At 70.5% G+C, this 18,771-nt stretch carries 15 protein-coding genes and 1 riboswitch; of the genes, 11 read left to right on the top strand and 4 right to left on the bottom strand.

The annotated features are described in order from the left end of the window. The first annotated feature begins 79 nt into the window (after nucleotides 1-79). Both OG622_RS16055 and OG622_RS16050 read left to right on the top strand, forming a co-directional pair. Entirely contained in the window at nucleotides 80-3,262 is a 3,183-nt protein-coding gene (locus OG622_RS16055) for an AAA family ATPase (protein ID WP_371576772.1), read from the top strand. A 141-nt stretch (nucleotides 3,263-3,403) separates the two neighbouring features. Then, nucleotides 3,404-3,856 carry a DoxX family protein gene (locus tag OG622_RS16050; protein WP_371576771.1) on the top strand — a complete coding sequence of 151 codons (453 nt, stop codon included), beginning with the start codon at nucleotides 3,404-3,406 and terminating at the stop codon, nucleotides 3,854-3,856. Between the two features lie 192 nt (nucleotides 3,857-4,048). Here OG622_RS16050 and OG622_RS16045 read toward each other — a convergent pair whose 3' ends face one another. From OG622_RS16045 to gcvT, 4 genes are all read right to left on the bottom strand, one after another. After that, a complete protein-coding gene (locus OG622_RS16045; protein ID WP_371576770.1) occupies nucleotides 4,049-5,416 on the bottom strand; it encodes an L-serine ammonia-lyase in 1,368 nt (455 codons plus the stop codon). Nucleotides 5,417-5,526: 110 nt separating this feature from the next. After that, nucleotides 5,527-6,792: a serine hydroxymethyltransferase gene (glyA, locus tag OG622_RS16040; RefSeq protein ID WP_371576769.1), complete on the bottom strand. Its 1,266-nt coding sequence runs from the start codon at nucleotides 6,790-6,792 to the stop codon at nucleotides 5,527-5,529. 18 nt (nucleotides 6,793-6,810) lie between these two features. Beyond that, nucleotides 6,811-7,188, bottom strand: a complete 378-nt coding sequence (gcvH, locus tag OG622_RS16035; RefSeq protein ID WP_371576768.1) for a glycine cleavage system protein GcvH — start codon at nucleotides 7,186-7,188, stop codon at nucleotides 6,811-6,813. 138 nt (nucleotides 7,189-7,326) lie between these two features. Beyond that, on the bottom strand, nucleotides 7,327-8,469 hold the full coding sequence (gcvT, locus tag OG622_RS16030) for a glycine cleavage system aminomethyltransferase GcvT (protein WP_371576767.1): 1,143 nt from the start codon (nucleotides 8,467-8,469) through the stop codon (nucleotides 7,327-7,329). Between the two features lie 160 nt (nucleotides 8,470-8,629). After that, a riboswitch (glycine riboswitch) is annotated at nucleotides 8,630-8,726 on the bottom strand. 217 nt (nucleotides 8,727-8,943) lie between these two features. Between gcvT and OG622_RS16025 the strand changes: the two genes are divergently transcribed. The 9 genes from OG622_RS16025 to OG622_RS15985 all read left to right on the top strand — a co-directional run bounded on the left by OG622_RS16025 (nucleotide 8,944) and on the right by OG622_RS15985 (nucleotide 18,746). After that, on the top strand, nucleotides 8,944-9,612 hold the full coding sequence (locus OG622_RS16025) for an AAA family ATPase (RefSeq protein ID WP_371576766.1): 669 nt from the start codon (nucleotides 8,944-8,946) through the stop codon (nucleotides 9,610-9,612). A gap of 88 nt (nucleotides 9,613-9,700) precedes the next feature. Beyond that, nucleotides 9,701-10,477 (top strand): enhanced serine sensitivity protein SseB, encoded by a 777-nt coding sequence (locus OG622_RS16020; RefSeq protein WP_371576765.1) that lies wholly within the window; start codon nucleotides 9,701-9,703, stop codon nucleotides 10,475-10,477. 214 nt (nucleotides 10,478-10,691) lie between these two features. Further along, nucleotides 10,692-11,483 carry an enhanced serine sensitivity protein SseB C-terminal domain-containing protein gene (locus OG622_RS16015; protein ID WP_371576764.1) on the top strand — a complete coding sequence of 264 codons (792 nt, stop codon included), beginning with the start codon at nucleotides 10,692-10,694 and terminating at the stop codon, nucleotides 11,481-11,483. A 367-nt stretch (nucleotides 11,484-11,850) separates the two neighbouring features. After that, nucleotides 11,851-12,849: an ABC transporter permease gene (locus OG622_RS16010; RefSeq protein ID WP_371576763.1), complete on the top strand. Its 999-nt coding sequence runs from the start codon at nucleotides 11,851-11,853 to the stop codon at nucleotides 12,847-12,849. 74 nt (nucleotides 12,850-12,923) lie between these two features. Then, the gene (locus tag OG622_RS16005; protein ID WP_371576762.1) at nucleotides 12,924-14,681 is read left to right on the top strand and encodes an ABC transporter substrate-binding protein; all 1,758 of its coding nucleotides are present in this window, start codon (nucleotides 12,924-12,926) and stop codon (nucleotides 14,679-14,681) included. Nucleotides 14,682-14,749: 68 nt separating this feature from the next. After that, the gene (locus OG622_RS16000) at nucleotides 14,750-15,757 is read left to right on the top strand and encodes an ABC transporter permease (RefSeq protein ID WP_371576761.1); all 1,008 of its coding nucleotides are present in this window, start codon (nucleotides 14,750-14,752) and stop codon (nucleotides 15,755-15,757) included. Next, complete coding sequence (locus tag OG622_RS15995) at nucleotides 15,754-16,848, top strand: ABC transporter ATP-binding protein (protein ID WP_371576760.1); 1,095 nt, start codon at nucleotides 15,754-15,756, stop codon at nucleotides 16,846-16,848. The genes OG622_RS16000 and OG622_RS15995 overlap by 4 nt, the downstream gene beginning before the upstream one ends. After that, nucleotides 16,845-18,047, top strand: a complete 1,203-nt coding sequence (locus OG622_RS15990) for an ABC transporter ATP-binding protein (protein WP_371576759.1) — start codon at nucleotides 16,845-16,847, stop codon at nucleotides 18,045-18,047. The genes OG622_RS15995 and OG622_RS15990 overlap by 4 nt, the downstream gene beginning before the upstream one ends. A 63-nt stretch (nucleotides 18,048-18,110) precedes the next feature. Next, complete coding sequence (locus tag OG622_RS15985) at nucleotides 18,111-18,746, top strand: trimeric intracellular cation channel family protein (protein WP_371576758.1); 636 nt, start codon at nucleotides 18,111-18,113, stop codon at nucleotides 18,744-18,746. Nucleotides 18,747-18,771: the final 25 nt, after the last annotated feature.

Here is an 18,771-nt window from a genome sequence, read left to right as displayed (position 1 = left end):
ACAGTGCACCCGGAGGGCCCGTGCCCCGTCCTCGGAAGCGGAGAACGACAGTCCACGAAGTCCACGACAGGAGACAGCGATGCGCGGGCCGGAACCGCTTCTCGAACGCCGTGAGCCCCTGGAGCTGCTGGCCGCCGAGGCCGCCCGTGCCCGGACCGGCTCCGGCCGTCTGGTGCTGCTCCGGGGCGCCACCGGCACCGGTCGTACCGCGCTCCTGGAGGCCGCCGCCGACCACGCGGCGGCCAACGGCATGCGTGTCCTGCGGGCCCGCTGCTCCCCCGAGCACCGCTCCGTACCGTTCGACACCGTCTTCCAACTCCTGGCCCACGGACCGGAGTTCGACCAGGCCGTCGGCGAGGCGCCGGACCCGCCGGGCACCCAGCCGCACCGGGGCAGGCCCGCACGCCTGTGGCGGTTGCTGCGTTCCTACGCGGCCGAGTCCCCGCTGTTCGTCGCCGTGGACGACGCGCACTTCGCCGACGCCCCGTCCCGCCGCTGGCTCGTCGAGGCCGTCCGCCGCATCGACCGCCTGCCGGTGCTCCTGGTGGTCACCGAGCGCAGCCAGTACGACATCGACCCCCCGGCGCACGGGCTCGCGCACGCTCTCTCCCCCGCCCTCGTGCACAGCCGCACCCTGGCCCCGCTGAGCCCGGACGCCGGGGCGCGGCTGGTCCGTTCCGTCCACGCCGGCGCCCCGCCGGACTGGGTCGACGCCTGCTTACGGGCGGGCGCGAGCAGCCCCCTTCTGCTGCACGCCCTGCTGTCCGACCTCCGCGACGCCGACCCCGAGGCCTTCCCGGCTGCCCTTCCGGACACCTGTGCCGCGCTCTATCCGGGCAGCTACTCCGCCGCGGTGTCCTGGTGGCTGGACAGCGCCGGACCGACGACCACCGACGTCGCCCGCGCGCTCGCCGCGCTGGACGACGGGGACACCCCCGTACCGGCCGACGCCGACCTGCTCGCCCGGACGGCCGGCGCCGACCCCGCCCGCGTACCCGGCTGGCTCACCGCGATGACCCGCCTCGGCCTGCTGCGCCCCGGCCCCGAAGGACGGCCCCGCTACGCCCACCCCCTGCTGCGGGACGCCGTGCTCGGCGGCTGGGCGGGCGCCGACCGGCAGGCCGCCCACCGCCGGGCGGCCGAGGCGATGCTGCACCGCGGCGACCACGCCGAGGCCGTCGCGGGACAACTGCTGCGCTCCGGCCCCGTCGGCGAGGCCTGGGCGACCGGCGCCCTGCTCGACGCCGCCGACCTCGCCGTCCGCGACGACCGCAGCGACCGCAGCGACGAAGCCCTCGCCTACCTCCGCCGCGCCCTCGACGAACCGATGCCGGCGGCCCGCCGCACCATGGTCCTCACCGAACTGGGATCCCTGGAGTACGCCACCGTGCGCTCCACCGCCGGCATCCCCCGGCTCGCCGAGGCGATGCGTCTGCCCGGCGGCCCGCCCCGGGAACGCGTCCACGCGGCGGTCGCCCTCGGCACGGCCCTGGCCCGCCGGGGCGAGGCCCGCGCCGCCGTCGACGTGCTGCGCGGGCTGCGCGACGAGCACCTGACGGGCCACCCGGACCTGATCCGTACCGTCCAGACCGCCTCCGCGCTGCTCTCCGACCACGACCGGGGCGTACGGCAGGAGGTGTACCGCTGGCTGCGCGAGACCGCCGAACGCTCGTCCCACCTGGTCGGCACCGCCGGGCAGGCGCTCCTCGTGCGCTACGAGGCCACCGCCGGTCTGACCTCGGCGGCTGCGGCGATGCACCGCGTCCGGGCCCTCCTCTCCCAGCCGGCCGACCCGCTGTCCGAGGTCTTCCTGCTGGGCACCGCCGCCGCCGTCGCCCAGTGGGCCGACCGGCTCGACGAGGCCGAACGCCTCGTCCACCGAGGCCTCAGCGGCCAGCGCACCTCCCTCCTCCACCCCATGCATCTGGCCCTCCTCAACGTCCGCATCGACATCGCCGCCGCACGGGGAGCCCACGAGGAGGTCCTCGCCGACCCCGAGGTCGCGCGCGCGGTCGCCGGCCGTCCCGAGTCCGCCAACGCGCTGGCCCACGCGGTCATCGCCCTCGTGGAGACCGGCCGTACGGACGAAGCCGCCCGGCTCGCCGACGCCTTCGACCTCGGACGGGCCCACGACTCCTGGGAGTTGAACCGCTTCCTCTACGCCCGGGGCCTCCTCCACGCCGCCACCGGCGACCCGGAGGCCGCACTCGACGACTTCCAGGAGTGCGGCCGCCGCCAGTCCGCACGGGACGTCGACAGCCCCGTCGTCACCCCCTGGCGCACCGCCGCCGCCGCATGCCACCTCGCCCTCGGCCGCCCCCACGAGGCTCTGGCCCTCGCCGAACACGAACTGCGCCTCGCCACCGTCTGGAACACCCCCCGCGTGCTGGGCCGCGCCCTCTCCGCCCTCGGCACGGCGACGGGCGGGCGCCGGGGCCTGGAGCTGGGGAACCGGGCGGTACGGATGCTGCGCCAGGGAGCCGTCGAGGCGCCGGAGGAGGCAGCGGAGGTGGCCGCGGAGGCGACCGGCGCCGAGGTCGTGGCGCTGGGAAGCGCCGCTTCGGGGGCCGGCGGCCGGCTGTCGGCCAGGGGGCCCGCGGCGGCAAAGGGGGGCTGGAACCAGGGCGGAACACGGGTGACGGCGACGGCCGTGCACGGCTGGGCACCGGGCGGAGCCTCCGCACGGGCCGTGGGCGGCTGGGCGGTGGGCGGATCGTCCGCGGTGCCGTCGATCGGAGGCTGGGCAGCCGTCGAGGCGCCGGACGGAGGCACGGCCGGGATGCCGGACGGCGTGTCGCAAGGGGTGTCACAAGGGGTGCCGGTGGGGGCGTCGGACGGTATGCCGGGTGGGGAGCCGGTGGAGACGGAGCTGATAGCGGCCCTCGTGGCGCAGGGACGGGGGCTCGCCTCCTCCGGGGAGCGGGCGCGGGCCCGTGACGCCTTCCGGGAGGCCGCCGAACGCGCCGAACGCCTGGGCGCGCTCCGCCTGCGCGCGCTCGCGGAGGAGGCCCTGCGCGAGGGCGGCGCCCGCCGCACGACGGCGGCCCTGACCGGCCCCTCCGCCCTCACCGCGGGCGAGCGCCGCATCGCCGAACTCGCCGCGCAGAGCCGCACGAACACCGAGATAGCCCAACTCCTCCACCTCGCCCGCCGCACCGTCGAGACCCACCTGACCAGCACCTACCGCAAGCTCGGCATCCGCCGCAGGGCCGAACTCGGCGCGGCCCTCGCGAACCCGGGGAGAGCACCTGACCGGCCCTGACCGGTACTGACGTGACACAACCGCGGCCACGTCCGTGGCCGCCCCGAAGTCGGCGACGGATTCCCTGAACCGGAGGCCGGGCGCATGGGTAAGGAAAAACCGGGAGCACCCACGCGTAGCCGACACATCCGAGGAGTACCGATGAGCGACACCCCGCGCCTGAACGACTGGCTCACGACGCGCCAACCCGTCGTCCTGGGCCTGTTCCGCATCGTCCTGGGCCTGTTGTTCGCCAGCGAGGGCGCGGCCACGGTCTTCGGCATCCTGGACCGCAAGGCGAGCCCGGTCGGTGACTGGCCCTTCTGGTACGCCGGAGTCGTCGAGCTGGTCTGCGGCGTCCTGGTCCTCCTCGGCCTGGCGACCCGTGGTGCCGCGTTCCTCAGCTCGGGCATCATGGCCTTCGCCTACTTCACGGAACACCAGAAGGACGGTCTCTTCCCCCTCCAGAACGGCGGCCTCGCCCCCGTCCTCTTCTGCTGGGGCTTCCTCCTCCTGGTCTTCACCGGCCCCGGCGCCATGTCCCTGACGGGCCTGACCACCCGCAAAGCCGACACCCGCCCCGGCTCCCACCACGTCACCGAGCCGTCCGCGTGACACCGCCTTCCCCACGGGGCGCGGTTCCACCTTGCTTCCTGCTTGCGCCCGCACGGACGGACGGTTGAACCAGGGGGAGCCGGTGCCGGTCAGGCCCTTCCTGCCACCGCCAGATGGGACTTTCCGTCGCCTGGACGGGGAAGGCCCTGACAGCGCCGAAAGTTGCGAACGCACTGGTCAGGGCCGATTTCCCTAGCACTCGATGATGTTCACCGCGAGCCCGCCCCGCGCGGTCTCCTTGTACTTGACGCTCATGTCCGCGCCGGTCTCCTTCATGGTCTTGATGACCTTGTCGAGGGACACCTTGTGCGTGCCGTCGCCGCGCATGGCCATCCTGGCCGCCGTGACGGCCTTGACCGCGGCCATGCCGTTGCGTTCGATGCAGGGGATCTGGACGAGGCCGCCGACGGGGTCGCAGGTGAGGCCGAGGTTGTGTTCCATGCCGATCTCGGCGGCGTTCTCGACCTGTTCGGGGGAGCCGCCGAGGACTTCGGCGAGGGCTCCGGCGGCCATGGAGCAGGCGGAGCCGACCTCGCCCTGGCAGCCGACCTCGGCGCCGGAGATGGAGGCGTTCTCCTTGAAGAGCATGCCGATGGCGCCGGCGGCGAGCATGAACCGTACGACTCCGTCCTCGTCGGCGCCCGGCACGAAGTTGATGTAGTAGTGCAGGACGGCGGGGATGATGCCGGCCGCGCCGTTGGTGGGGGCCGTGACGACCCGGCCGCCGGCCGCGTTCTCCTCGTTCACCGCCATCGCGTAGAGCGTGATCCACTCCATGGAGTGGGCCAACGCGTCGCCCTCCGCACGGAGTTGACGGGCCGACATGGCCGCGCGGCGACGGACCTTCAGTCCGCCGGGCAGGATGCCCTCGCGGGACATACCGCGTGAGACACAGGTCTGCATCACGCGCCAGATGTCGAGGAGCCCGGAGCGGATCTCGTCCTCGCCGCGCCAGGCCCGCTCGTTCTCCAGCATCAGCGCGGAGATCGACAGGCCCGTCTCCTTCGCCACGCGGAGCAGCTCGTCGCCCGAACGGAAGGGGTACTTGAGGGGCGTGTCGTCGAGTTTGATGCGGTCCGCGCCGACCGCTTCCTCGTCGACGACGAACCCGCCGCCGACGGAGTAGTACGTCTTCGACAACAGCTCCGTGCCCGCCGCGTCGAACGCCCAGATCGTCATGCCGTTGGCGTGGTACGGCAGCGTCTTGCGGCGGTGCAGGACCAGGTCCTTGTCGAAGGAGAAGGGGATCTCGTGGTCGTCCAGGAGGCGGAGACGGCCCGACCCCTTGATCGCCTCCACCCGCTCGTCGGCCGACTCGACGTCGACCGTGCGCGGTGAGGCGCCTTCCAGGCCCAGGAGTACGGCCTTGGGGGTGCCGTGGCCGTGGCCGGTGGCGCCGAGCGAGCCGTACAGCTCGACGCGTACCGAGGCCACGCCCGCGAGCAGCTCCTCGTTGCGCAGCCGCCGGGCGAAGATGCGGGCGGCGCGCATCGGGCCGACCGTGTGGGAGCTGGATGGGCCGATGCCGATCGAGAACAGGTCGAAGACCGAGATGGCCACGGTGACTCCTCAGAACGGGGGAGGGTGGTGCGGGGAGTGGGGCACCGCGCGCACCCCCCAGTGTGCGCGGTGCCCCGGAAAAGCGGGACTACGGACCGATGAAGCCCGGGTTACTTCCCCAACCCGGGGTAGAGCGGGTGCTTGTCGGCCAGTGCCTTGACCCGGGTTTTGAGGGCTTCGGTGTCGTAGGACGGTTTGAGGGCTTCGGCGATGACGTCGGCGACCTCGGTGAAGTCCTCGGCGGTGAAGCCGCGGGTGGCGAGGGCGGGGGTGCCGATGCGCAGGCCGGAGGTGATCATCGGGGGGCGGGGGTCGTTGGGGACGGCGTTGCGGTTGACGGTGATGCCGACCTCGTGGAGGCGGTCCTCGGCCTGCTGTCCGTCGAGTTCGCTCGCGCGCAGGTCGACCAGGATGAGGTGGACGTCGGTGCCGCCGGACAGGACGTCGACGCCGGCGTCACGGGCGTCGGCGGCGGTCAGCCGCTCGGCCAGAATGCGGGCGCCGTCAATGGTGCGCTGCTGGCGCTCCTTGAACTCCTCCGAGGCCGCGACCTTGAAGGAGACGGCCTTGGCGGCGATCACGTGTTCCAGGGGGCCGCCCTGGAAGCCGGGGAAGACGGAGGAGTTGAGCTTCTTGGCGAATGCCTGCTTGGCGAGGATGATGCCGCCGCGGGGGCCGCCGAGGGTCTTGTGGGTGGTGGAGGTGACCACGTCGGCGTGTTCGACGGGGTTGGGGTGCAGTCCGGCGGCGACCAGGCCGGCGAAGTGTGCCATGTCCACCCACAGGTACGCGCCGACCTCGTCGGCGATGCGGCGGAAGGCGGCGAAGTCCAGTTGGCGCGGGTAGGCCGACCAGCCGGCGATGATCACCTTGGGGCGGTGTTCCTTGGCGAGCTGCTCCAGTTCGGCCATGTCGACGAGGCCGGTGGTGGTGTCGACGTGGTAGGCGACGACGTTGAACTGTTTGCCGGAGAAGTTCAGGCGCATGCCGTGGGTGAGGTGGCCGCCGTGGGCGAGGTCGAGGCCGAGGATGGTGTCGCCGGGCTGGGCGAGGGCGAAGAGGGCGGCCTGGTTGGCGGAGGCGCCGGAGTGGGGCTGGACGTTGGCGTATTCGGCGCCGAAGAGGTCTTTGAGGCGGTCGATGGCGATCTGTTCGGTGACGTCGACGTGTTCGCAGCCGCCGTAGTAGCGGCGGCCGGGGTAGCCCTCGGCGTACTTGTTGGTGAGGACGGTGCCCTGGGCCTCCATGACGGCGACGGGGGCGAAGTTCTCCGAGGCGATCATTTCCAGGGTGGACTGCTGGCGGTGCAGCTCGGCGTCGACGGCGGCGGCGACCTCCGGGTCCAGCTCGTGCAGGGGCGTGTTCAGAAGCGACATGCGAACGACCTCGTCATCTCAGCCGGCGGTGTGGGCGACGTACTCGTCGGCGGAGAGCAGATCGTCCGGCTCCTCCGCGACACGTACCTTGAACAGCCAGCCGCCCTCGAACGGGGCGGTGTTCACCAGCGACGGATCGTTGACGACGTCCTCGTTGATCTCGGTGATCTCACCGGAGACCGGCGAGTACAGGTCACTGACCGACTTCGTGGACTCCAGTTCGCCGCAGGTCTCGCCCGCGGCCACCGTGGAGCCCACCTCGGGAAGCTGGGCGAAGACGACATCGCCGAGCGCGTTCGCCGCGAACTCCGTGATGCCGACCGTCGAGACGCCGTCCTCGGCGACCGACAGCCACTCGTGCTCCTTGCTGTAACGCAGCTGCTGGGGGTTGCTCATGGCCTGAATTCTCCTGTAAGCGGGGGAGTGGTGAGGAAGGGGGGACTGCTGAAACCGCTGTTGAGCAGCGCGGATGTGCCCCGTGTCACTCTCGGGGTCCGCACCGGTGCCGCTTCTGAACGGACGACTACGAAGGTGTCACTTCTGCCGCTTGTAGAACGGCAGCGCCACGACCTCGTACGGCTCGTGGCTGCCCCGGATGTCCACTCCCACACCGGCGGTGCCCGGCGCGGAGTGCGTGGCGTCGACGTACGCCATGGCGATCGGCCGGCCCAGCGTCGGGGAGGGCGCACCGGAGGTGACCTCGCCGATCACCTTGCCGTCGGCGACGACCGGATATCCGGCGCGCGGCACCCGGCGGCCCTCGGCGACCAGCCCGACGAGGACGCGCGGCGGGGCCGAGGCGGCGCGCCCGGCGGCCGCCGTCAGCGCCGTACGCCCGACGAAGTCGCCCTCCTTCTCGAACTTCACGACCCGCCCGAGCCCGGCGTCGAACGGCGTCAGCGCGGTGGACAGTTCATGCCCGTACAGCGGCATGCCCGCCTCCAGGCGGAGCGTGTCCCGGCAGGACAGCCCGCAGGGCACCAGGCCGACACCCTCGCCCGCCTCGGTCAGCGCCTGCCACAGCTCGACGGCGTGCTCCGGCCTCACGAACAGCTCGAAGCCGTCCTCGCCGGTGTACCCGGTGCGCGCGATCAGCGCGGGGACCCCGGCGACCGTGCCGGGCAGCCCCGCGTAGTACTTCAGCCCGTCGAGGTCGGCGTCGGTGAGGGCGGCCAGGATCCCGGGCGACTCGGGGCCCTGGACGGCGATCAGCGCGTACGCGTCCCGGTCGTCCCGCACCTCGGCGTCGAACCCGGCCGAACGCTCCACGAGCGCGTCCAGCACCACCTGGGCGTTCGAGGCGTTCGCGACGACCAGATAGGTCGAGGATCCAGCCTCGGTCTCGCCCAGGCGGTAGACGATCAGGTCGTCGAGGATGCCGCCGTCCTCGCGGCAGATCATGCTGTAGCGGGCGCGGCCGGGCTTCACACCGCCGATGTTGCCGACCAGCGCGTGATCGAGCAGTGCGGCGGCCCGCGGGCCGGACACGGTGATCTCACCCATGTGGGAGAGGTCGAAGAGGCCGGCCCTCGTGCGGACGGCGAGGTGCTCGTCGCGTTCGGAGCCGTAGCGCAGGGGCATGTCCCAGCCTGCGAAGTCGGTCATCGTCGCACCGAGCGAGCGATGCAGGGCATCGAGCGCGGTACGGCGCGATCCAGCGGTGGGGCTACTGCTCATCGGTTCTGCTCCCAGGGCATGACAGGCGAGGTCGATCCTCCCCATCTGTCATCGGAACCTGAGAGGTTCACCACGACCGTACGTACTGGTGGTCGTGGTTTGCACCGTGGGTGGAGCCGTCCTCTGCGGAAGAGAGGTGCGGCCCGCTTTTCAGATGTGCCTCGCCCACGCGGTATCTGAGCCTGAGAGATTCAAGGGAGGGACTTGCTCCTTCGGCGCCCCAGCGAGACTGCTGGGAGCTCTCCCGCGCGGATTCAAGCGGCCGGTATGCAGTTGGCGCGCACATCATTGCACGCATCGACGGGGCGCGGCAGGGGGACCTTTCACAGGTGGGGAGTCGACGAGCACAGGCAGGCACAGCGGTCCGTAGCACTCTTGTGGCCATACGAGGACTGAAACAGGAGGGATCGGGCATTACCTTCTCTTTACAGTCTGTGGGGATGGGACTCCATACCCCCGGGGAGGACGATCACGGTGAACAGGACCACGGCGTACGCGACTACCTCGGGCATCGCCATGCCCAAGCAGCCCGTCGCGCCGGCGGGTGAGGCGTGCGGCCCGTTCCCGAGGGCCGTCGTCCGCGACCTCAGGGAGCGTGCCGGGCGGAGCCCGCACGGACTGTCCTTCGGACCCGACGACCTGGTGGTGGTCACCGGGCTCCCCGGCAGCGGCAAGTCGACGCTGATGCGGCGGTCCGTGCCCGGCGTACGGATCGACTCCCAGGACACCCGCGACCGCTTCGACGCGCGCTTCGCCCGCCACCTGCCGTACGCGGCCTACCGGCCCTTCGTGCGCCTCGCCCACTACGCGGGGCTGCGGCGAGCCCTCCGCTCGGGGGAGGGCGTCGTCGTGCACGACTGCGGGGCACAGGCGTGGGTACGGAGGTGGCTCGCGCGTGAGGCCGGAAGGCGGGGCGGCACCCTGCATCTGCTGTTGCTCGACGTGACTCCCGGCGAGGCGCGGGACGGGCAGCGGGAGCGGGGGCGGGGCGTGTCGCGGTACGCCTTCGCCCGGCACCGGGGGGCCATGACCCGGCTGCTGCGAGCGGTGGAGGAGGGGCGGCTGCCTGAGGGGTGCGGGGCGGCGGTGCTGATCGACCGGGCCGCGGCGGACGTCCTGAAGCGGATCGACTTCGGGGGGTGAGAGAGAGGCTCCGCGGGGCGCGCCCCTGGCCCGGAAGCAATTAAGGTGCAGGGACAACAGCATCACGGAGCAAAGCGGTAGGCAGCAGATGGACTTCCCGGCGGACTTTTCGGCACAGGCACATCCCCACGGGCACGGCGGGTGGCCCGGCAACGAGCTGGAGGAGGTGCTGTCCGCGTCGCTCGGGGTGCCCCAGGCCGGGGCGCGGATCGTCGAGGTGCTGGCCCGCAGCTTCGTATGGGTGCCGCTGCCGGAGGGCGGCGGGCCCCGGAGCGGTCAGCTCGATCTGCCCACGATGGAGTTCGACGGCCAGGCGTACGTGCCGGTCTTCAGCTCCGAGGAGCAGTTCCGCCAAGTCGCCGGCAGCCACATGTCGTACACGATCGCCCCGGCCGTCGAGTTCGCGCGTGGCCTGCCCCCGCAGATCGGTCTGGTCCTGAACCCGGACGGTGTCGTGGGTATGCCGTTGCCGCCGCCCGCCGTGGCCGAGCTGTGCCGGGCCGGGCGGACCCCGCTGGACGGATCGGCGAACGGCGCCCGCGTGCGGCTGTTCGAACCGGACTGGCAGGACGACCCCGTGGACTTCCTCGCGGCCGCCTCGGCCGAGTTCGCCGCGACCGGAGTGGTCCTCTCCGCCCGCCGCTGCCTCGCCTCCGTCGAGACCGCCGACCCCGTCATGTTCATCGGCGTCGAACTGGCCTCCTGGGAGGCCGACCGCGCCCTCCCCCTGGCCGCCCTCGGCCGGGCCCTCACCAGGACCCCCGTCCCCTGGCCCGTCAACATGGTCTTCCTGGACGTCGCCCAGGACCCGGTGGGCGAATGGCTCCGCGAGAAGGTCCGGCCCTTCTATCAGCAGGGCTACTGACCGGCGCGCGTAAGGGGCGGGGGCTGTACCGCTGCGCGGCCCCGCCGCGATGGGGGTCCCTCCCGCTCGAGCGAAGTCGAGAGTGGGGGAGCGACCAGCCGCGACGCATCCGCACCCCGCCACGCGCGACAACCCCCGAGCCCTGACCGGCTCAACCCGCACACCACCTAAGCTGGTTCCTACAACCAAGGTCCAACACCGAAGGGCGGCCCACGTGAGCGCCAGCAGCCGCATCGCCACCGGGCAGGTCGAGCACATGCTGCGCCAGGTGACGCCCGGGCGTTACGACGCCTACGAGGCGCTGCTGCGTGCCCTCGCCGACCCGTCCTCCGGCCAGATCTGGATGCTGCTCTGGCACGGCCAGGGCGGCTCCCCGGACGCCCAGTACGGGAACATGGAGGTCGACGGGTTCAACTACGCCCCGTGCGTCACCTCCGCCCAGGAGCTCTCCGCCAGTGGCTGGAACCGCAGTTACGAGGTGGTCGACGGCCTCGACGTGGCCCGCACCCTCTACCCCGACCACTACGGCCTCTGGCTGAACCCGCACGCGCCGGGCGGCGGCGTCGGCATCCCCTGGCTCGACCTGCGCCGGATCGCCACGGGCCTGGAGCGGCAGCCCGCGGGCCCGCTCCGGCTGTCCGAGCCGGCCATCGAGATCCCGCAGTTCTACGCCCTGCTGACGCAGAACGCCCACCGCACGCCCGCCGTGCGCTCGCTGCGCCGCGCCTGGGTGCAGCCCGCGCTCGGCGCGCCGTACCTGGCGATCGGCCTCGACGTGTACGACACCTCGCCGCCGGCCGTCGACTCGGTGCGCGGGATGATGCAGCAGTCCATCGGCGCGGTCCCGGACGGCCTGCCCGTCTCCACCGTCGCCATGTCCGACGAGTACGACCCGGTCGCCATGTGGCTGCGGGCCGGCGCCCGCCCCTTCTACGACCGCGAGGCCCACGCGGCCCCGGCGCAGGCCCCGGCAGCGGGCGGATACGGGTACCCGCGCGCGTACTGAGGCTCGCGCTCCGCGCAGGCCGCCCCGCCCCTCATCTCGTGGCTCGGTCACGTGTCACCGTCGCGCCCACCGCTCAACAGAGCGTCACGTTCGGATAGCGGAACCCTGCTGGCCACATCACGGTTGCGCATACATTCGCCGCCGGGTCTGGTGCCTGATCGCGCGACCGTTGAAGACTCCCCCAGAGCGATGGGGGGATCGGGCGAACGCGCTGTTCATACGGTGAAGTTCGATGCCGTCTCTCCCCTCGTACCAAGCAGTAACACAGTGCAACAGAGAGAACAGCAGTGGTGACGGACCGCACCGCAGACCCGGGCGGCCGTCAGGCACAGTCGGCAACCACCGGCACGGGCAAGCACGAGGGACGATGACCGCACCCATTGAGACGACCGGATCGCAGGCCGAGGCGCAGCCCGAAGCCGTGCTGGAAGGTGTCGAGGCCAAGAAGATCGAGGGCCGTTCGCTCGGCCAGATCGCCTGGACCCGCTTCAAGCGCGACAAGGTGGCGGTCGCCGGCGGTCTCATCGTCGTCCTGCTGATCCTGATCGCGGCCCTCTCCCGGCCGCTGCAGTCGATGCTGGGGCTCGACCCCAACACCTTCAACCAGGATCTGATCGACGCCAACACCTCCCTACCCAAGGGCGACTTCGGCGGGATGAGCTTGGACCACCCGCTCGGGGTCGACCCCAAGTTCGGCCGTGACATCCTCGCCCGCATTCTTGAGGGCTCCTGGGTCTCCCTGGTCGTGGCCTTCGGCGCGACGATCCTGTCCAACGCCATCGGAGTGGTGCTCGGCCTGGTCGCCGGCTACTACGGCGGCCGGGTCGACACGATCGTGAGCCGGCTGATGGACACCTTCCTGGCGTTCCCGTTGCTGCTCTTCGCCATCGCCATCTCCGCGACGCTCCAGGGCGGTGCCTTCGGCCTCGAAGGACTGCCACTCCACATCTCGGTGCTCATCTTCGTCATCGGTTTCTTCAACTGGCCGTACATGGGACGCATCGTGCGCGGTCAGACCCTGGCGCTGCGCGAGCGGGAGTTCATCGACGCCTCGCGGGGGATGGGGGCCGGCGGCCCGTACGTCCTGTTCAAGGAGTTGCTGCCCAACCTCGTCGCGCCGATCATCGTCTACTCGACCCTGCTCATCCCGACCAACATCATCTTCGAGGCGTCGCTCAGCTTCCTCGGCGTCGGGATCCAGCCGCCGCAGGCCTCCTGGGGCGGAATGCTCAACGACGCGGTCGACTTCTTCCAGGTCGACCCGCAGTACATGATCGTTCCCGGCCTCGCGATCTTCATCACGGTGCTGGCCTTCAACCTCCTCGGTGACGGCCTCCGGGACGCCCTCGACCCCCGCAGCCGCTGACGTCTGCGACCGCGGCCCGGTTGTGGCCCGAAGTCCCACGCAACTGTCCAACTACGAAGGAGAAACCGACCATCATGCGAAGGTCAGCAATGGCCGCTGTCGCGGTTGTGAGCAGCGCCGGCTTGCTTCTGTCCGCCTGCAGCAAGGCTGAAGACGGCACGGAGGACACCCCCAAGGGCGCCGGCGCCAACGCCGCGACCAAGGGTGTCGTGAACGAGTCCACGGCGAAGGGCGGTACGGTCACCTACGCCAGTACGGACACCCCCGAGTCCCTCGACCCGGGCAACATGTACTACGCGTACGGCTTCAACTTCAGCCGCCTCTACGCGCGTCCGCTGATGACGTTCAAGCCCGGCGCGGGCGAGGCGGGCAACGAGCTCGTCCCGGACCTGGCCGAGAGCGCGGGCACCCCCAGCGACGGCGGCAAGACCTGGACGTACAAGATCCGCCAGGGCGTCAAGTACGAGGACGGCACCGCGGTCACCTCCGCGGACGTCAAGTACGCCGTGGAGCGCTCGAACTTCTCGCGTGACGTGCTCTCGCTCGGCCCCAACTACTTCCAGCAGATGCTGGACGACCCGAAGAAGTACAAGGGTCCCTACGCGGACAAGAGCGACAAGGGCATCTCGTCCATCGAGACCCCGGACGACCACACGATCGTCTTCAAGCTGAACAAGCCGTTCTCCGAGTTCGACTACCTGGCGAGCATGCCGCAGACGGCTCCGGTGCCGAAGGCCAAGGACACCGGCGTCGACTACACCAAGAAGGTCGTCTCCACCGGCTCGTACAAGTTCGAGAAGTACGAGGAGGGCAAGCAGATCGTCCTCGTCCGCAACACGGAGTGGGACGCCAAGACGGACCCGCTGCGCAAGCAGTACCCGGACAAGATCGTGGTGAACCTGAAGGTCAACAAGGCCACCATCGACAAGGACGTCGTGGCCGGCGACACCATGATCGACATCCAGGGCACCGGTGTCGACGCCCAGACCCAGGCCCAGGTCCTCAAGGACAAGGACCAGCTGGCCAACACGGACAACGCGTCCGGCGGCCGTCTCGTCTACACGGCGATCAACACCAAGGTCGCGCCGTTCGACAACGTCGACTGCCGCAAGGCCGTCGAGTACGCGATCGACAAGGTGGCCGTGCAGACCGCCATGGGCGGCCCGATCCGCGGTGACATCGCCTCCACCGTCCTGCCCCCCGACGTCACGGGCTACGAGAAGGCCGACGCGTACGCCACCCCGGACAGCAAGGGTGACGTCACCAAGGCCAAGGAGTCCCTGAAGGCCTGCGGCAAGGAGAACGGCTTCAAGACCTCCATCTCCGCCCGCACCGACCGTCAGGGCGAGGTCGACGCGGCCACCGCGGTCGTCGAGGCGCTGAAGAAGGTCGGCATCGAGGCCGACATCAAGCAGTACCCGTCGGGCAAGTACTTCTCCGACTACGCGGGTGTGCCGTCCTTCAACAAGAAGAACAACATCGGCCTGATCATGATGCAGTGGGGTTCCGACTGGCCCACCGGCTACGGCTTCCTGCAGCAGATCGTGCACGGCAAGGCCATCGGCCAGTCCGGTAACACCAACCTGTCCGAGCTGGACGACCCCGCGATCAACAAGCTGCTCGACGACGCGATCGGCAACACCGACGAGGCCGCCCGCACCGCCGCGTACACCGAGGTCGACAAGAAGGTCATGGAGCAGGCCGCCATCGTCCCGCTGACCTACTTCAAGGTCCTGCTGTACCGCTCGCCGTACGCCACCAACCTGGTGTCGTCCTCGGCCTTCAGTGGTCAGTACGACTACCTCAACATCGGTGCCAAGGAAAAGAAGTAGCCCCGGAAGGCAGGTGAAGGCATTGGCGCCCGCGGGAGAACATCCTGCGGGCGCCGGCGCCGGTCCTCGTGATCTCGTACATCATCCGCCGGTCGATCGCGGCGGTGATCCTGCTGCTCGTCGTCACCGCGGTCACCTTCGGCATCTTCTTCATCCTGCCGAAGCTCGCCGGACAGACCGTCGACCAGCTGGCACAGCAGTACATCGGCAAGAACCCCTCGCCCGAGGACATCGCGGCGGTCAAGCGGAACCTCGGCCTGGACCAGCCGGTCTACGAGCAGTACTGGAACTTCGTCAAGGGCATTGTCTCCGGTGCCACGTACGACCTGGGCCCCACGACGGTCCGCTGTGACGCCCCCTGCTTCGGCTACTCCTTCAAGGACCACCTGGAGGTCTGGCCGCAGCTCACCAGTCGGCTGCCGGTGACCATCTCGCTCGCCGCCGGTGCCGCCGTGCTGTGGCTGATCGGCGGTATCACGGCCGGTGTGATCTCGGCCCTGAAGCCCGGCTCGTTCTTCGACCGGGCCGCGATGGGCGTGGCGCTCGCGGGCGTCTCCCTGCCCATGTTCTTCACCGGACAGCTGGCCCTGCTGCTGTTCAGCTACAACCTGGAGATCTTCGGCAGGACCTACGTCCCCTTCACTGAGAACCCCTCGCAGTGGGCCAACACCCTCTTCCTTCCGTGGTGCTCGCTGGCGCTCCTCTACTCGGCCATCTACGCCCGGCTCACCCGCTCGGGCATGCTGGAGACGATGAACGAGGACTACATCCGCACCGCGCGGGCCAAGGGCCTGCGCGAGCGCAAGGTGGTCGTCCGGCACGGCCTGCGGGCCGCGCTGACCCCGCTGGTGACCGTCTTCGGCATGGACGTCGGTCTGCTCCTCGGCGGTGCCCTCATCACGGAGTACGTGTTCTCCCTGCACGGCATCGGCGAGTACGCGGTCCAGTCGATCGGCGCCAACGACCTGCCCCCGATCCTCGGGGTGACCCTGCTCGCGGCGTTCTTCGTCGTCTTCATGAACCTTGTGGTGGACCTGCTGTACGCCACGATCGACCCGCGGGTGAGGCTCTCGTGACCGAACTGTCCAAGACCGGGGCCGCCGTCGGCGAGCCCGCACGCGCCGGGGACGACTCCCGGGCGTTCCTCGATGTGCGCGATCTCAAGGTGCACTTCCCGACCGACGACGGCATGGTCAAGTCCGTCGACGGCCTCTCCTTCCATCTGGAGAAGGGCAAGACCCTCGGCATCGTGGGCGAGTCCGGCTCCGGCAAGTCGGTGACCTCACTGGCGATCATGGGCCTGCACCGACTCGGCGCGCGCGGCAAGAACGTGCGGATGTCCGGCGAGATCTGGCTCGACGGCAAGGAACTCGTCGGGGCGAGCCCCGACGAGGTGCGTCGGCTGCGCGGCCGCGACATGGCGATGATCTTCCAGGACCCGCTGTCCGCGATGCACCCGTACTACAAGGTCGGCAGCCAGATCGTCGAGGCGTACCGCGTCCACCACGACGTCAGCAAGAAGGTCGCCCGCAGGCGCGCCATCGAACTCCTCGACCGCGTCGGCATCCCGGAGCCCGACAAGCGGGTCGACGGCTACCCGCACGAGTTCTCCGGCGGTATGCGCCAGCGCGCCATGATCGCCATGGCCCTGGTCAACAACCCCGAACTGCTGATCGCCGACGAGCCCACGACCGCCCTGGACGTCACCGTCCAGGCGCAGATCCTGGACCTCATCCGGGACCTGCAGAAGGAGTTCGGCTCCGCGGTCATCATCATCACGCACGACCTCGGCGTGGTCGCCGAGATCGCCGACGACATCCTCGTGATGTACGGCGGCCGCTGCGTGGAACGCGGTCCGGTCGACGACATCTTCTACGGGCCGCAGCACCCCTACACCTGGGGCCTGCTCGGCTCGATGCCACGCCTCGACCGCGCGCAGACCGACCGGCTCATCCCGGTCAAGGGCCAGCCGCCGAGCCTCATCAACGTGCCCTCGGGCTGCGCCTTCAACCCGCGCTGCCCCTACGCGGACGTGCCCAAGGACAACATCACCCGCACCGAGCGCCCCGAGCTGCGTGAGGTCGGCGGCCGGCACTTCACCGCCTGCCACCTGTCGCAGGAGGACCGCACGCGGATCTGGACCGAAGAGATTGCGCCGAAGCTGTGAGCGAGACTGAGACCCGGGCCCCCGTGCCGGCCCCGCGCGACGACGACGAGAAACCGCTGCTCAGGGTCGAGGGCCTGGTCAAGCACTTCCCCATCAAGAAGGGCCTGCTCCAGCGGCAGGTCGGGGCGGTCAAGGCCGTCGACGGCATCGACTTCGAGGTGCGCCGGGGCGAGACCCTCGGCGTCGTCGGCGAGTCCGGCTGCGGCAAGTCGACCATGGGACGGCTCATCACCCGCCTCCTGGAACCGTCCGGCGGGAAGATCGAGTTCGACGGCACGGACATCACGCACCTCAACACCGCCGGCATGCGCCCGCTCCGCCGCGACGTGCAGATGATCTTCCAGGACCCGTACGGCTCGCTGAACCCCCGGCACACCATCGGCACCATCGTGTCGGCGCCGTTCAAGCTCCAGGGCGTCGAACCCGAGGGCGGGGTGAAGAAGGAGGTTCAGCGCCTCCTTGAGCTGGTGGGCCTGAGCCCCGAGCACTACAACCGCTACCCGCACGAGTTCTCCGGCGGCCAGCGCCAGCGCATCGGCATCGCCCGCGCGCTCGCCCTGAAGCCCCGGATGGTCGTCGCGGACGAGCCGGTCTCCGCGCTCGACGTGTCCATCCAGGCCCAGGTCGTCAACCTGATGGACGACCTCCAGGACGAGCTCGGCCTGACGTACGTGATCATCGCGCACGACCTGTCGGTGGTCCGCCACGTCTCCGACCGCATCGCGGTGATGTACCTCGGCAAGATCGTGGAGCTGGCCGACCGGGACTCCCTGTACACGGCGCCGATGCACCCGTACACCAAGGCGCTGCTCTCGGCCGTGCCGATCCCGGACCCCAAGCGCCGGAACGCCAAGAGCGAGCGGATCCTGCTCAAGGGCGACGTTCCCTCGCCGATAGCGCCGCCGAGCGGGTGCCGCTTCCACACCCGGTGCTGGAAGGCCACGCAGGTCTGCACGACCACCGAGCCGCCCCTCGCCGAGCTGAAGCCCGGGCAGCGGGTCGCCTGCCACCACCCCGAGAACTTCGAGGACCAGCAGCCCCAGGACGTCGTCCTGCTGACGGCCGCGAAGGAGGCGGGCGAGCTGGTGCCTGACGCGGTGCTGGCCGAGTCGGCGGAGACGTCGGCGGCGGTGGCGAAGGCGGTCGAGTCCGACGCGCCACAGAAGGCGGAAGCGCCCGAAGGCCCCAGCAAAGACTGACCCCATCCGTGTGTGCGCCTTGCAATGTAAGGCGCACACACGTTCGCGGGGGAGAATGTGCGAGTGTCTCCCTACCCGCTCGACCTGATCGGCATCTTCGTCTTCGCCATCTCCGGCGCGCTGCTGGCCGTCCGCAAGAACTTCGACGTCTTCGGCATCGCGGTCCTCGCCGAGGTGACCGCGCTCGGCGGCGGACTCTTCCGGGACCTGGTCATCGGCGCCGTACCGCCGGCCGCCTTCACCGACCTCGGCTACTTCCTCACCCCGCTGCTCGCCGCCCTCCTGGTCTTCTTCCTCCACCCGCATGTGGAGCGCATCCAGACAGGGGTGAACGTCTTCGACGCGGCCGGCCTCGGCCTCTTCTGTGTCGCGGGCACGACCAAGGCGTACGAGTACGGTCTCGGCCTGACCGCCTCCGTCGCTCTCGGCCTCGCCACGGCGGTCGGCGGCGGTGTGCTCCGTGACGTCCTCGCCAACGAGGTGCCCTCGCTGCTGCGCTGGGACCGCGACCTGTACGCCGTGCCCGCGATGGTCGGCGCCGGGATGGTCGTCCTGTGCATCAGCCAGGACGCTCTGAACCCGCTCACCTCGGCCGTCGCCGCGATCACGGCCTTCGTGCTGCGGCTGCTGGCGATGCGGTACCACTGGCGGGCACCGAGGGCGTGGAACCGGCGGTCCGCGGCGGTCGAGGAGGGGTGACGGGCGGGTTGCACCGCCACGCATA

The organism is Streptomyces sp. NBC_01314 (assembly GCF_041435215.1).
Classification (GTDB): domain Bacteria; phylum Actinomycetota; class Actinomycetes; order Streptomycetales; family Streptomycetaceae; genus Streptomyces.
Note: the sequence above shows the minus strand (reverse complement) of the source record. Positions and strands in the feature narration are given on the sequence as shown.